10 protein-coding genes are annotated in these 14,351 nt (G+C 70.7%); all 10 read right to left on the reverse strand.

Annotation, left to right across the window (positions count from 1 at the left end):
- Window positions 1–27: 27 nt before the first annotated feature.
- The 10 genes from GTY96_RS11430 to recO all read right to left on the reverse strand — a co-directional run bounded on the left by GTY96_RS11430 (window position 28) and on the right by recO (window position 14,348).
- Window positions 28–885 carry an FHA domain-containing protein gene (locus GTY96_RS11430; RefSeq protein WP_143901270.1) on the reverse strand — a complete coding sequence of 286 codons (858 nt, stop codon included), beginning with the start codon at window positions 883–885 and terminating at the stop codon, window positions 28–30.
- A gap of 63 nt (window positions 886–948) precedes the next feature.
- The gene (locus GTY96_RS11435; RefSeq protein ID WP_161664700.1) at window positions 949–3,135 is read right to left on the reverse strand and encodes a hypothetical protein; all 2,187 of its coding nucleotides are present in this window, start codon (window positions 3,133–3,135) and stop codon (window positions 949–951) included.
- A gap of 2 nt (window positions 3,136–3,137) precedes the next feature.
- Complete coding sequence (locus GTY96_RS11440; protein WP_161664701.1) at window positions 3,138–4,667, reverse strand: YncE family protein; 1,530 nt, start codon at window positions 4,665–4,667, stop codon at window positions 3,138–3,140.
- 167 nt (window positions 4,668–4,834) lie between these two features.
- Complete coding sequence (gene glyS, locus GTY96_RS11445; protein WP_143901276.1) at window positions 4,835–6,943, reverse strand: glycine--tRNA ligase subunit beta; 2,109 nt, start codon at window positions 6,941–6,943, stop codon at window positions 4,835–4,837.
- Complete coding sequence (gene glyQ, locus GTY96_RS11450) at window positions 6,933–7,925, reverse strand: glycine--tRNA ligase subunit alpha (protein WP_143901278.1); 993 nt, start codon at window positions 7,923–7,925, stop codon at window positions 6,933–6,935. Before glyQ ends, glyS begins: the two co-directional genes overlap by 11 nt.
- Before the next feature lie 89 nt (window positions 7,926–8,014).
- Complete coding sequence (locus GTY96_RS11455; protein ID WP_161664702.1) at window positions 8,015–10,297, reverse strand: serine/threonine-protein kinase; 2,283 nt, start codon at window positions 10,295–10,297, stop codon at window positions 8,015–8,017.
- A 105-nt stretch (window positions 10,298–10,402) separates the two neighbouring features.
- Entirely contained in the window at window positions 10,403–11,191 is a 789-nt protein-coding gene (locus GTY96_RS11460) for a nucleotidyltransferase domain-containing protein (protein WP_201755974.1), read from the reverse strand.
- Entirely contained in the window at window positions 11,188–12,480 is a 1,293-nt protein-coding gene (locus GTY96_RS11465; RefSeq protein WP_143901282.1) for a DNA polymerase beta superfamily protein, read from the reverse strand. Before GTY96_RS11465 ends, GTY96_RS11460 begins: the two co-directional genes overlap by 4 nt.
- A gap of 78 nt (window positions 12,481–12,558) precedes the next feature.
- A complete protein-coding gene (locus tag GTY96_RS11470) occupies window positions 12,559–13,584 on the reverse strand; it encodes a carbohydrate kinase family protein (RefSeq protein ID WP_143901284.1) in 1,026 nt (341 codons plus the stop codon).
- 29 nt (window positions 13,585–13,613) lie between these two features.
- Entirely contained in the window at window positions 13,614–14,348 is a 735-nt protein-coding gene (recO, locus tag GTY96_RS11475) for a DNA repair protein RecO (protein WP_143901286.1), read from the reverse strand.
- Window positions 14,349–14,351: the final 3 nt, after the last annotated feature.

Raw genomic sequence — 14,351 nt, forward strand, 5'->3', positions numbered from 1 at the left:
ACCCTCGTACCGTGGGGCTCTGCGTCATCAGTGGATGACGAGGCGGATCTTCTCGCTGCAGATGAAGTACTCGTCCCCGTCCTCGACCTTGCGGCGCTTGATGCGCTGCTTGTTGAACCAGGTCCCGTTCGAGGAGCCGAGGTCTTCGATGTAGAAGTCCCCGCCGTCACGGGCGATGACGGCGTGCTCGCGTGACACCTTGCCGGAGTTGATGACGAAGTCGCAGTGCTTGCCGCGGCCGATGACGTAGCGGTCCTTGACGATCTTCTCTTCCTCGCCGGACTCCATGACCAGGTAGAGCGCCGCGCCCTCCTCTTCGGCCTCCTCCGCCTGCTCCTCCTCGGCCTCCTCCGGCGGCTCGTCCTCCATCTCGTCGAGCGGCGGATCCTCCTGCTCCGGCAGGGGCTCCTCCTCGTCCTCGATCATGTCGTCGGCGGAGGGCGGAGGCGGCTCGTTCTTGCCCTTGATGAGCCGCTCCAGCTCGGCGGCCGTCTCCAGGACGCGCTCGGCGACCTCGCGGCGCACCGGATCATTGTCCAGGCCGTTGGAGGACGGGCGCTCGTCCACGTTGCGCGCGGAGGGCCGGGCGGCGGGAGCCTCGGCGCGCGCGGGCGCGAGCACCGGCGGCCCGCTCTTGGCCGCGGCGGCCGGCGGCGGCGCGGAGACGGGGCGCGGAGACGGCGTGGGCGACGGCACGGCCGCCACCGCCGGCTCCGCCTTCGTCCTCACGTCGATGAAGCCGTTGAGGCGCGCGAACATGAACAGCGCCTGATTGATGAGCGCGTCGCGATCCGACCCCATCTGCTGGGCCATCTCTTCGTACGTCTCCCACAGGTGCTCGGCGATGCCGACCTTGCGTGCGGGACGGGAGTTCTGATCGATCATCGTTCTTGGCTCGGGAAATGCTGGACCTGGGGGACGATACCAGAGCCGGCCGGGGCCGCCCAGTTACTGGAAGGCCCGGAGATACTGGAGGTTCAACGCGTTGTCGCTGATCGACTCCAGGGCCACCTGGAGCACGCCGTCCGCCGAGGGATACGCGATGTAGGCGAGGCTCGAGCCGTCCACGTCCGTGGCGACCACGGTCCCAGGCAGGGTGTAGGCCGCCAGGTTGCTCGTCGAGCTGGTGTCCACGCCGAAGACGAACCGGCGGAAGCGCGGCAGCAGCGTCACCACGTAGCGGTCCCCCGGGTTCAGGCGCGTGGCGTCCGCGAACGTCGCCGTCAGCGTGAGCTTGAGCGGCGCGGGCACGTAGGTGGTGGGCGACTTGGGCGGGCTCAGCCCCAGGTCGAAGCCATTCGGGTGGTAGTAGTAATCCAGGAAGCTGGAGACCGTGTAGGGCTCGTTGATGTCCAGCCGCTGCACGAAGGTATCGCTGGTCTCCAGGCCCGAATAGAGCACGTAGGGCTTCACGAGCGGCCCCGCGCGCACGGAGAAGTACGGGTATGTAGCGCAGGCCTCCAGCGCGGCGGCGGTGGTCGCGTCCGTCGTGTCCGCGAAGAGCCGCGTGAAGCCGTTGCCCTGATCCTCCAGGCGGAGGATCCGGACGGGCTGCGCACAGTTGCCGCCGTTGTTCGACAGCACCAAGGAATCGCCGGGAACCACGCCGCGCGAGACGGCCAGCTCCGTTTCAATCAGCAGCGGCGGGTCGGTCACGGTCAGGTCGCGCGTCAGGTTGAGCAGCCCCGGAAGCAGGCCCTGGTAGACGAAGCGGTAGGTCCCGTTGGGGACCGTCCCGTTGCAGAGGAAGGCCGTGGCGTTGGTCGCCTCCACCTGCGGGCAGCCCGGCTCCACCACGGTGATGGCCTGGAACTGGTCCGACCGGGCGACCTCGTTGCCGTCGCGCAGCTCCACGGTCACCGACGAGTCCAAGGAGACGATCTTCTCCACGTTGGTCACGGGATCCGTCGTGACGGTGCGATCCAGGTTGAACGCGCGCAGCTCGTCGGCGCGGAACAGGGTGATCTCCCCGCTGGACGACGGCATGATGCCCAGCAGCGGGATGGCGGTGAGGTACGCGACGCTGTTCGCGAGCAGCTCACGCACCTCCAAACCCGAGCGCAGGGTGAGCCCCGTGGGCAGGCCCGCGGACGGTCGCAGGGTCAGCATGGCCGCGCCGGTGACGTCGCGGGCGAGCACGGGCGCCGCGGACGGCACCAGCGGATCCGGCCCGTTGTCGAGCGCGATGATGCCCTCGCAATCCGACGAGACGCACGTGAGCTCGTCGAGCACCACGTACACGTAGCGACCCGCGGGGACCGGGTTGGCCTCGCTGCCCCCCTCCGGGATGAAGCTGGGGTGCGTGACGACGAGCCGCGCCGGAATGTCCACCAGGTCCGTGTAGTCCGGCACCGCGAAGGGCGCGGGGCGTGGACGCTTGTAGGGGATCTCCACCGACTGCTGGTCCGCGACGACGCGCACGAGCCGGCTGGTGCCGGAGACGTTGCGGATGGCGAGCACCAGGGAGTCCGTGGCATCCGCCCGGGCGGGCAGCGTGATCATGGACAGCACCGTGTCCGCGGCCTTCAGGCAGAAGACGGGCAGCGCGGGAGGCAGCGCGGCGGCGTCGAAGCCCTCCGGACCGGGCAGCTCCTGGCGCATCACGACGCCCCCCCCGAAGGGGCCACAGAGCTGCTCGGCGGCTTCCGGGCGCGTCTGGAGCGCGTAGTACAGGACGCTCGGCGCGCCGTCCGCCACCGGGGCGTGCGCGGCGAAGGCGGTGATGAGCTGGCCGGTCGCCAGGCGCGTCACCTCGTTGAGGCGCGTCCGGTCGGCGGCCACCACGGAGATGCTCCGGCCACCGGAGTTGCGCGCGTAGATGTAGGGGCCGGACACGTCGGCGCCCTTGGCGTCGTAGCCCACGTCCCGGGTGAGCGAGTCGGGCCGCGCGATGACCGGAATGGCGAGCGGCTCCAGCGGATTGGGCGCGGGGATGAACTCACGCGGCGTGCGACTCAAGTCCAGCACGCGCAGCTCGTCCCGGTCCTGCGAGGTGACGAAGACGAGCTGGTTGGAGAGCACCACGTCGTATGTGCCGGACAGACCGGCGGCGCCCGCGGTGGAGGTGGTGTCGGAGCAGGCGAGCGCGAAGCTCGCGCCACTCAGCAACAGGGCAGCAAGGAAGCCGCGCTTCAAGGTCAGTTCTCCTGGCACACGCTGGTGCCCTGGTTCGGATCGCGCTGCTGCTGCGTGCCCAGCTTCGCCACCAGCCTCGCGTCCTGGGGACGCGCGAGGTCGGGGATGTCCACGATGGCCACCTGCCCGTCCCCGAAGTTGGTCACGAACAGCCGCGCCGAGTTCACGCCCACCGGGTTGTCCACCGTCAGGCCGAAGGCCTGCGACGGGTTGCTGCCCTGGTTCTGCGCGTTGACCAGCGGCACCTGCGCGACGACCTGGCCAAGCCCCTCGTCATAGAAGGACACCGCGCTGTCGCCGGTGCTCGTCACCGCGACGATGTGGCTGTCGGGGTCGCTCGGTGACGCCGTCCGGTTGATGATCTGCATGTCGCTCACGCCGTTCGGCATGGGCACCGCGGAGACCACCCGGAAGACGGGCTGGGTGGCGATGGCGCCGGGCGGCGCGTCGTAGTCGAAGTCGAGGGTGAGGAGCGTGTCGGGTCCGCGCGCCAGCAGGTAGAGCCGCTCGCGCACGAGGTTCGGACGCACCGCGAGCTCCGCCGCCGTCACCGGCCGGGGCACCACGCGCGCCGCACGCGCCTCGCGGATGCGGTACACGGACTGCAGGTTGGGCTCCAGGATGCGTCCGGTGTCGAACTTGTCCACCAGCCGCAGCACGAAGTTCGCGCCCACGGTGCCGTTGACGCCGGCCACGAAGTTGCGGCCCGTCACGTAGAGGTAGCCCGCGCCCACCGTCACCGCATCCGAGCCGCCATACAGGAAGCCGGTGGGCGACAGCGGAATGAAGCCCAGCGTGTCGCGGGTGGGGTTGTCCAGCTTCACCGTGGCCAGGTAGCTCTCGAAGTTCTTGCTCGACTTGGCGGGCGAGTCCGCCGCCTCCGAGTGCGTCACGTACAGCGTGCCGCTCGCGTCATCCACCGTCACGCCAATGGGCGACGGCGCGCGAGGCAGGTCCGGCAGCCCCTCCGTGCGCAGCGACGCCGGGATGTCGTTGGTGAGGGACAGGGCGCCCGTGCGGCAGTCCTCGCCGCCCTGCACGCAGTTGAGCACCGGCTTGCCGCCCTCGGCCACGCCCACGTCCACCGCGTAGAGGTTGTTGCCCTCCGCGCGCGAGGGGACGAACAAGCGGGGCAGCCCGTTGAGCGGGTTGATCCACAGGCCCAGCTTCCCCGCGAAGCTGCGGATCTGGACCAGCGACTCGTCGCCCGTCGTCAGGTCCTCGAAGGCGAGCGGGGAGGCGGCGACAGGGGCGCCCAGCCGGGGCACCAGAACCGACTGTCCGTCCACCTGGGCGCTCAGCGAGTCCAGGTTCAGCGCGACCACCGACCCGGAGTCGTAGCAGTTGTCGAAATTGGCGTTCGCGACGAACAGGTATCCGTTGCTGTTCGTGGGCCCCCCAGCCGTGGGAGGGCGCCAGAACGCCACCCCGCTGGGGTACACGAAGCGGGTGGAGGGAGGCGGGTTCGGGTCGGATTCGATCGAACACGCCGCGAAGAACAACAGCGCGGGGGTCAGGAAATGGAGGCGCATCAGAGGGGGGCGGAGTCTAGGAACGCCGCCCTGCCCCGGGCAACTGAATAGGGGGGTATCTATTCCCCGGCCGCCCACCGGACGACATCCGGCCCCCGCACGCGAGCGCGCGCCGCTCCCCTGGCTGGGGAACGGGCGCGCTCCGGCGCTGAAGCGGTCCGCGGGCCTCAGGCGGCCGCGGCCTCGGCCTGGATCTTGGAGAAGTCCGCCACCTGGTTGAACAGGGCGCCAATCTCCGTGAGGAACCGGATGCGGTTTTCCCTGAGGTCCCTGTCCTCGGCCATCACCATGACCTTGTCGAAGAAGGTGTCCACGGCGGGCTTCAGGCCGGTGATCTCCTTGAGGGCCCCGGCGAAGTCATCCGCGCGCACCCGCTCGCCCACCTTGTCCCGCGCGTGGGTGAAGGCGGTGTGGAGGTTCTTCTCCGGCTCGTCGGTGAAGCGCTGCGGGTTGGTCTGCCCGCCGGCCACGTCCTTGCCCTGCTTCTCCACGATGTTGACCACGCGCTTGAACGCCGCCGCCAGCGGCTGGAAGTCGGAGTGGCCCACCAGCACGCTCAGCGCCTCCAGGCGCTTCTTCGCCGCGACGAGGTCATCGAACCCCACGGCCAGCACCGCCTCCACGACGTCCGTGCGGTGCTGCTCGCCCCAGAGCGCCTTGAGGCGTCCGCGGAAGAACTCCAGCACCTGTTCGCGCGGCGCCGCTTCGCCCGGCTTGCGCTTCACGTTGGCCAGCTTCGGGGCCAGCAGGCGCAGCGCCTCATCCACCGCGGCCGACAGGCTGAAGCGATAGCCGCGCCCCAGCACGATGCGGATGATGGACAGGCACGCGCGGCGCAGCGCGAACGGATCCGCCGCGCCCGACGGCGCCTTGCCAATGGCGAAGATGCCGCACAGCGAGTCCAGCCGGTCCGCCAGGCCGATGAGCGCGCCCGCGTCCTGGGTCGGCAGCGCGTCCTCGGCGCCGCGGGGGAGGTAGTGCTCGGCGATGGCCAGCGCGACCGCCTCGGGCTCGCCGCCCGCGCGCGCGTACTCGCGGCCCATCACGCCCTGGAGCTCCGGGAACTCGCCCACCATGCCGGTGACGAGGTCCGCCTTGGACAGCGTGGCGGCGCGCTCCACCGTGGCCACCTCCCCTGCCCTGCCCGTGGCCTGCGCCAGCCAGACGGCCAGCGCGCGGAAGCGCTCGACCTTGTCCAGGTACGTGCCCAGCTGGTTCTGCCACACCACGCGGCCCAGCTTCTCCACGCGGTCGCCCAGGGGCGTCCGGCGGTCCTCGTCGAAGAAGAAGCGTCCGTCCGCGAGCCGGGCGGCCAGCACGCGCTGATAGCCGCGCAGGGAGAGCTGCTCGTCGCGCACCGGCGTGTTGGACACGGCGATGAAGAGCGGCAGCAGCTTCCCCTTCTCGTCCGTCAGCGAGAAGTAGCGCTGGTGGCTCTTCATCTCCTGCACCAGCACCTCGGGCGGCAGGTCCAGGTGACGCGCCTCGAAGCTGCCCACCACGGGGCTCGGCAGCTCCACCAGGTTCGTCACCTGATCCACCAGCCCCTCGTCCTCCAGGAGGCGGGCACCCGCTGCCTTCGCGGCCGCGTTCACCTTCTCCACCAGCGACGCACGGCGCTTGCCGATGTCCGCCAGCACGTGCGCCTTCTCCAGCGTGGCCTCGTAGTCCGCGGGCGACTTCAGCGCGATGGGACCGGGCGCGAGGAAGCGGTGGCCATGGGTGGTCCGTCCGCCCTTCACGTCGCCCAGCACCACGGGCAGCTCCGTGTCGCCCAGGAGCGCCACCAGCCACTGCACCGGACGCGCGAACGCCGTGTCCACGTCACCCCAGCGCATGGACTTCTTGAAGTTGATGCCATGCACCGCGGTGTGCAGCGCGTCCTGGAGGATGGCCTCCGCGGGACGGCCCTTCTCCTCCACGCGCGCGGAGAGGTACTCGCCCTTGGCCGTCGTCGTGCGCCCGAGCGCGTCCACGGACAGCTTGAGGCTCTCGGCGAACTTCTCCGCCGCCTTGGTGGGCTTGCCCTGCGCGTCGAAGGCGGCCTTGGCGCTGGGCCCCAGCACCTCCTTCGTCACGTCCTCGCCCGCGTCCGCCACGCCGCGCACCCACACGGCCAGCCGGCGCGGCGTACCGAACGTGCGCACCTCGCCGTGCTTCAGGCGGGCGTCGGCCATGCGCTCGGAGAGGACGCGCTTCAGGTCCTCCAAGGCCGGGACGATGAACGACGCCGGGATCTCCTCGGCACCGATTTCCAGGAGCAGATCACGCGCCACGGGCCACCTCCCCCTTCTCCTTCTTCTCCACCGGCTTGTTGAGCTGCACCGTCTTCCAGTAGTCGCTGGCGGGCTTGCCCTCCAGCACCGGCGGCTGCTCACCCACGGTCCACGGCGTCTTCGTCAGCGGGAAGCCCAGGCGCTCGCGCATCTGGAGATAGCCTTCCGCGCACAGGCGCGCGTTGTCGCGCACGCGCTTGATGAAGTTGGCGCGCTCGGTGACGGAGATGGCGCCGCGCGCGTCCAGCAGGTTGAACGTGTGCGAGCACTTGAGCGCGAAGTCGTACGCGGGCAGCGGAAGGTGGCGCTCGATGAGGCGCTTGCACTCCTTCTCGTACGCGTCGAACAGCGCGAAGAGCATCTGCGGATCCGACTCGTGGAGGGCGTACTTGCTCATCTCCACTTCGTTCGCGTGGAACACCTCGCCGTACTTCACGCCCTTGACCCACTCGATGTCGAAGACGTTCTCGACGTTCTGCAGGTACATCGTCAGGCGCTCGAGCCCGTACGTCAGCTCCGCGGCGACCGGGCGGCAGTCGAAGCCACCGCACTGCTGGAAGTAGGTGAACTGCGTCACCTCCATCCCATCACACCACACCTCCCAGCCCAGGCCCCACGCGCCCAGGGTCGGCGACTCCCAGTCGTCCTCCACGAAGCGGATGTCGTGCTCCAGCGGATCCATCCCAATCTTCCGCAGCGACTCCAGGTACAGCTCCTGGACGTTCTTGGGCGCGGGCTTGAGGATGACCTGGAACTGGTGGTGCTGGAACAGGCGGTTCGGGTTCTCACCGAAGCGGCCGTCTGCGGGGCGCCGCGAGGGCTGCACGTAGGCGACGTTCCACGGCTCGGGGCCGAGCGCGCGCAGGAACGTGTACGGGGCCATGGTGCCCGCGCCGACTTCCGTGTCGTACGACTGGGTGACGATGCATCCCTGGTCGGCCCAGTGCTTCTGGAGCGTGAGGATGAGGTCCTGGAAATACATGATGGCGAGTCCTTCTCGCAGTGCGTCGAAGGCGGAGGCTGAACGCGGCGGACCCTAGTGAGGGGGTCCAGGAGCGTCAAGGACGGGCATCAGTCCGAATAGGCCGGGAGGTCGGCCAGTCGAATCTGGAGCTTCGTCACCTCCCCTGGACGGATGGGAGCGGACAACAGCTTGCTCGTTCCGCCGGGGTCCTGAGGGTCCACGATGCGCAGGCGGTAGGTGCCGATGGGGAGCGGGAACTTCGTCAGCGGGGACGTGCCCAGCTGCGTCGCGCCGTCGAATACCGCGGCGTTCTTCGGCACCGTGTAGAGCGTCAGCCAGCCCAGGCCCGCCTTCGCCGCGCCCTTCGCGGTGGTCGTGTCGAGCACCTCCGGGGCCTCCGTCTGCGTGACCGTGGTGACAGGCTCCGGCACACGGGGTGGGGCCACGGTGGGCGCGGCCGGCGTGGGCTTCGGGTCGACCTTCGCGACCGTCGGCTTGTCGGCGGGGGCCACCCAGTTCGCGGGAGAGCTGCCCGGCTTCGCCTTGCGGGCGCCCTTGCCGGCGGCGCCCTTCTTCGCGTCGGCGGTCGGGGTCTCCGCCTCCGCGACGGGCTCGGACGGGGGGGCCGGAGGAGTCTCCTGCTGCGGCGGCTTCTCGGGCTCGGTCTTCGCGACGAAGCCCGGCGGAGGACCGGACCGCTTGGGGGGCCACTCCGCGGTCGCGCTGGGATCCACGGGCGCTGCCGGATCCAGCTCCGCCTTCACCCACTGCTTCGCGGAGTCGAACGCGGGCATGAACAGGCGGCGCACCGGCTCCAGCGTCGCCAGGTAGCCCACGCCGCCCAGGATGAGGAGCAGCACGAGGCGCATGCCCCAATTGGAGCGCTGCGGTGGAGCCTCCGGTGCCGCGTCCGCGGCCTCCCCGGCCCCACGCGCGGGCCGGGTGCCCCCGCGCGCCGGCCGGGTGCGGAAGCGCTGCGTCTGGAGATCGCTGGGGGGATCCAGCAGCGCGTCGGCCTGGGGTGCGTTCCGGGCCTCGGCGGCCTCCGGGCGCGCCGAGGGACGTGCCCTGGCGGGCCGCGCGCTGTCCGCGGGAGGACGCACCACCCGGGGGATGGGAGCCGCTTCAGCGCCCGCGGGCCGCTGCGCACGCGGCGTCATCGGTGGCGTGTTGACGCGCGACGCCCCGTCGGCGGAAGGACGCGGGGTCGCGCGAGGGGCGGGCGTCGGGGACTCGGCCGCGGTGCGGCGCACGGGCGTGGGACGGAAGGACGCCGCGGCCTCCGAGGGCGGGGCGTCCGCGTGCGGCGACTTCACCTGCGCGGTGGTGGCGGCCGCCGCCTGATCCGTGCCCTCCTCCACCTGAAGCGCACCGGCGGCCTCGCTGACGCGGGCGTCCTCGGCGCGGCTGGCCAGTTCCAGGAGGGTGCGCGTCTTCTGACGCTTCTCCTCGAAGAGCTCGCCCATGACGGCGGTCATCTGATCTTCGTCGAACAGCTCGGCGCCGAGCGTGGCCTCGATGGCGCGCGCCATCTCCCGACAGGTGCCGAAGCGCTGGGCCGCGTCGCGCGAGAGCGCCTTGAGCACCACCGCTTCAATCGCCTCCGGGAGCGTGGCGTTGAGCGAGCGCGGCGCGGGAATCTCCCCGTCCACGATCTGCATCATCACCGCGGCCTCGCCCGGAGCGTTGAACAGCCGCTGACCGGCGACGAGCTCATGGAACATCACGCCCGCGGAGAACTGGTCGCTGCGGCCATCCAGGCCCTGTCCCCGCACCTGCTCCGGGGACATGTACCCGCTGGTTCCCTTCACCGTGCCCACCTGCGTGCGGCCCAGCTTGCCGCGCGCCTTGGCGATGCCGAAGTCGATCACCTTCACGACGCCGTCGTAGGTGATCATCACGTTCTTCGGGGACACGTCGCGGTGCACCACCGCCACGGGCCGCCCAGACGGATCCATGAAGTGGTGCGCGTAGTGCAGCCCCAGGCACGTGTCGCGCATCACGCGGGCGCTGAAGCCCAGCGGCAGCGCGTAGTTGCGCCGGGCCGCCATCTTCACCACCTGCTCCAGGTTCTGACCGGGCAGGAACTCCATGGCGAGGTACAGCTCGCCGTCCTCCTCACCCAGGTCGAACACCTGTCCGATGTTCGCGTGCGAGAAGGCGGCGGTGATGCGCGCCTCGTCGAGGAACATCTTGACGAACTGGTCGTCCTTCTTGATGTCGGGGAGGATCTGCTTCACCGCGACGAACTTGCGGAAGCCGCCGGGACCGGAGGTGAACGCGAGGAACAACTCCGCCATCCCGCCCATCGAGAGTCGGGTGAGGATCTCGTATTTTCCGATGCGCCGCCCCCGGTCGGGATCTTCTCCGGCGCCTCCCTGCGTGCTCATGGCCCGGGGGATGTTACCTGTCACGCCCCCCCAGGTCGATGCTCGTCTTCTCTTGGACGGACAGGCCCTCCCCCCCAAACGGCTCAGGAGCCCGGGGAAAGCCGCTTAGGCGCCGAACCGTTGCCGCCGCACGTCAAGCATCCAGGCCTCGAGCGCCGCCACCGCCGACGCGGGGGGCTCCAGCGGCAGCGTGGAGGACGCGTCCGCCTCGTCGAGCACCGCGAAGGCGCGCGTCACCCCCTGTTGCCACTGCTCGCTGAGCGCGTCGGACAGCTCGATGTGCTCCCCCCGCTGCTTGCGCTCCACCAGCGCGCGGGCTTCGGCGAAGCCATACGGCTCCAGCAGGTGGGTGACGTCCGTCTCCACTTCGCCCGTGCGCAGCAGATGCGTCCCGGTGAGCGTGGTGCGCAGCACGTACAGCAGCTTCTTCGCGGAGCGAAAGCCGCTCTTCTCCCATTCGCGGAGCTGCCCCTGCGCGAAGCCGCGGTAGTGCCGGTGGACACGCCGCGACAGGACGGCCCGGACCCGAGGCCGCAGCGCCTCCAGCTCCGGCAGCGCCCGCACGGTGACGGCGCCGAGCACCCGCTCGATGTAGTTGCCGTTGCCCTGCAGGATGCCGAGCAGCACCGGCTGCAGCTCGTTGGACGAGTAGTCCACCTCCACGCCCTCCCGCACCTCCAGGCGCTCCGCCGGCACGTGCCGGGGCTGGAGGCCCAGGAGCGCGGCGGTGGGTGCGATGTGGATGGACTTGAGGTCCAGATCGCTGTCGTGCGAGGGGAAGCCGTACGCATGCGCGCCAGACAGCGTGATGACCAGGTGCTCGCGCTGGAGGGACTCCTCGTCCAGCACCCTGTCCGCCATGCGTGCCTGATGCTCCGTCACCATGCCCTTCATTCCGCTCCTCCCTCCAGCGCCGGGGCCTCCGGCGCGTCGCGGCCCAAGGGCCCAGGGGTCTTCAACACCCAACGCCGAGCCACCTCGTCCCCCACCTTGCGCAGCAGCCGGTCCGCGCGGGCGTAGTCCGGATGTTCCGGCAGCCGGCTCTCCCGGTGCGCGGCCTCCAGCTCGGGCGCCATCGCCTCCGCGTCGCGCAGCACGTCCTCCAGGGGCACCTGTCCCCCCTTGATGTCGAGCAGCCGCGCCTTCAACGGCCCCGTCGCCTCGAAGGTGGGGACACCGTCCCGCAGCCAACCCGTGGCCAGGGCCACCAGCCGCAGCAGGTTGTAGGCGTTCTTCGGCCGCAGCTCCCGCGCGGAGGGAGGGCGCTGGCCGCCACCTCGCGCGTACACCGTGAGCGCCGCGAAGTCGTTGGCGGCGAGCAGTCCCTGATCCCACAGCGAGCGATAGAGCTGCTTGACGTATGTCTTCGCCGCGAGCACCGCGTCCTCGGGCGAGGGTGCGGCGCGTGGAGACACTGCGGCCAGGCGCCGAGCCACTTCGTCCAGGTCCGGCGTGGGATCTTCGCACAGCCACGCGAGGAGCAGGTCCCGGTGCTCGGCCAGCCGCTGGCTTCGCGTGAGCTTGTCGAGCTGGCTCATGGCATAGCGCCCGAAGCTGCCGAAGATGGCCTTGGAGACGAACGCCTCGCGCGCCTCCAGCACCCATTCGCCCAGGGTGTCCACCGCCGTCGCGCCCGGGACGAAGAGCGTCTCGAGCGTGTTTGGATCCGCGCGCAGGGCCTGCTCCACCGCCTTGCGCACCTCCCAGTACGTGGTGCTGCCGTCCGCGCTCACCAGGTCCCGCGCAGGCTCCCCGAGCCCCAGCGTCCACGACAAGGGCAGCGCGAACACGCCGCGCACATCCACGTCGGAGCGCTCGTCCGCGAGCCCCCAGGCGTGGCTGCCCACCCGCGTCTCCAGCACCACGCACGGCCGCAGCGCGCCCCAGGCCGCCTCTCGCCGCTGGGCGAACTGCACCTGGCCCATGCGCCGGGGAACCAGCTCGTCGCGCGCGAACCACACCTCGCCCACGCCGACGATCTGCACGTCGAACCCACCGTCATGCGCGCGCACCACGCGGCCCACCACGCCCTGCGGAATGCGGCGCCCCGCCGAGGCCACTCGCTCCACACGCGTCGTCACCTCGGTGCCGTGCGGAAGGGGCACGGACAGCCGGTCGATCTGCTCCAGGCCCCGGACCCTCGCGGCGGTGGAGGAAGCGGCATCAGCTCGCGGGTCACTCATCGGTCCCTCCTGCTTGGGTGGGTGGGCCACGGTGGACGCAGTGAACCACGGGAGCCTGACCCGGCACGGCGCTTCCCGTCAGCGCGCGGCGCGTCGCGCGGCGTCGGGCCGGGGCGGTCGCACGGGGAGGAGGCCCTCCACCTCGGACGCCAGGGGCAGTGCCGCCAACGCGCCCAGCTTCGTGACCACCCTCGCCCCCACGCTGGCGGCGAAGGCCATCAGCGCGCTCAGCTCTTCGCGGGTCGCGTCCTCCAGCGAACGCGCATCGCCGTACCAGCGCACCAGTCCGTGAAGCATCGCGGACACGAAGCCGTCACCCGCGCCGGTCGTATCGACCACCGTGACCTGGGGCGCGGGAATGGAGATGACCTCGCCGCGCCAGAGGAACACCGCCCCGCGCTCGCCCAGCGTCACCACCGGAAGCCGCACGCCCTGCCCCGCCAGGACGCGCAGGGCGTCCTCGGGCGTCGTCGCCCCCGTCGCGAAGGACACCTCTTCCTCGGACAGCTTCACCACCGTGCACAACGGGAGCATGCGCCCCAGGAGGACTCGCAGCTCCTCCGGCTGGCTCCACACGTGCAACCGCAGGTTCGGATCACAGCTCACCAGCATCCCGGCGTCGCGCGCCAGGGTGAGCATGCGCACCATGGCCTCACGCGCCTCCGGCAGCAGCAGCGAGTTGGAGCCGCAGTGCACCGCCTTCGCGCACCGCACGAAGTCCCCATCCACGTCCGAGTCATCCAGCAGGAACTCCGCTGAACGCGTCCGGAAGTACGTGAACGTCCGCTCGCCGCGAGCATCCAGGGAAACGAACAGCAGGCCCGTGCGCGCGTGGTCCACCTGCCGCAGGCGGCTCACGTCCACGCCGTCCGCCGCCAGCCGCTCCCTCAGGAAGTGGCCGAACTCGTCCGCGCCCACCACGCCCACCATCGCCGAGCGCAGCCCCAGCCGCGCGAGCCCCACGGAGACATTGGCCGGAGAGCCCCCGGGCGAAGGCCGCCATGCCTCCACGTCCCGCACGCGCGAGGCGCCGCCCGCCACGGGAAGGAAGTCCACCAGCGTCTCGCCGACACACACCACGTCCAGCGATCCGGCCTCGTGCATGACTCTTCCCCTCGGGAGCGCGCGCGCCGTCAGTCCAGGCCCACCTGGGCCATGAAGTCCACGCTCTTGAGCTTGCGGCCCAGGTGGTGCGCGATGAAGACGTTGAGCAGCCCGCGTGCACGGGCCCGGAGGTCCGCGGGCAGCGGCGTGCGCGCGCCTTCCTGGAGCGAGCGCAGGCCGGACAGGAGCGCCACCGGTACCGCCACCGAATCGCGCGCGCGTCCGCCGCAGGGCTCGCACACGGCACCGCCGTGGCCCTGGTCGAACCGCGGACGCTCACCGGGCTGTCCACCACACAGCGAGCAGGAGTCGAAGCGAGGCATCAGCCCTGCCTGCGCCAGCGCCGCCAATTCGAACGCGAGCAGCGACGTGGGGCCGGCCTCCTTCGCGTCCAGGCGGTGCAGATAGCCCTCCACCAGTTGGAACAGCTCCGGATGCGGCTCATGGTCGCGCGTGAGCTCGCGGCACAGCTCCACCGCGTACAGCGCCCGGGCGATGAGGGACAGGTCCTCGCGCGCCGCGTAGAAGCCCGCGACGATGTCCGCCGAGTCCAACCGCACCGTGCTGCCGCGCGTCTCCACCAGTTGCACGCGCAGACGCATGAACGGCTCCAGGGCGCCCGCGAACCGCCGCTTGCTCTTGCGTGCCCCCGCCGCGAACGCGGTCAGCTTGCCGTGCTCGCGCGTCAGCAGCGTCACCAGCCGGTCGGACTCACCGTAGTCGACCGTGGACAGCACGAACGCATCGTCGGCGTACCGCTCCATGAT

The organism is Corallococcus silvisoli (assembly GCF_009909145.1).
Classification (GTDB): domain Bacteria; phylum Myxococcota; class Myxococcia; order Myxococcales; family Myxococcaceae; genus Corallococcus; species Corallococcus silvisoli.

Coding starts and splice junctions, on each gene's coding strand:
- GTY96_RS11465 (WP_143901282.1), bottom strand. CDS start 12,480: ATGAGTGACCCGCGAGCTGATGCCGCTTCCTCCACCGCCGCGAGGGTC.
- glyQ (WP_143901278.1), bottom strand. CDS start 7,925: ATGTATTTCCAGGACCTCATCCTCACGCTCCAGAAGCACTGGGCCGAC.
- GTY96_RS11460 (WP_201755974.1), bottom strand. CDS start 11,191: ATGAAGGGCATGGTGACGGAGCATCAGGCACGCATGGCGGACAGGGTG.
- recO (WP_143901286.1), bottom strand. CDS start 14,348: ATGGAGCGGTACGCCGACGATGCGTTCGTGCTGTCCACGGTCGACTAC.
- GTY96_RS11470 (WP_143901284.1), bottom strand. CDS start 13,584: ATGCACGAGGCCGGATCGCTGGACGTGGTGTGTGTCGGCGAGACGCTG.
- GTY96_RS11440 (WP_161664701.1), bottom strand. CDS start 4,667: ATGCGCCTCCATTTCCTGACCCCCGCGCTGTTGTTCTTCGCGGCGTGT.
- GTY96_RS11430 (WP_143901270.1), bottom strand. CDS start 885: ATGATCGATCAGAACTCCCGTCCCGCACGCAAGGTCGGCATCGCCGAG.
- GTY96_RS11455 (WP_161664702.1), bottom strand. CDS start 10,297: ATGAGCACGCAGGGAGGCGCCGGAGAAGATCCCGACCGGGGGCGGCGC.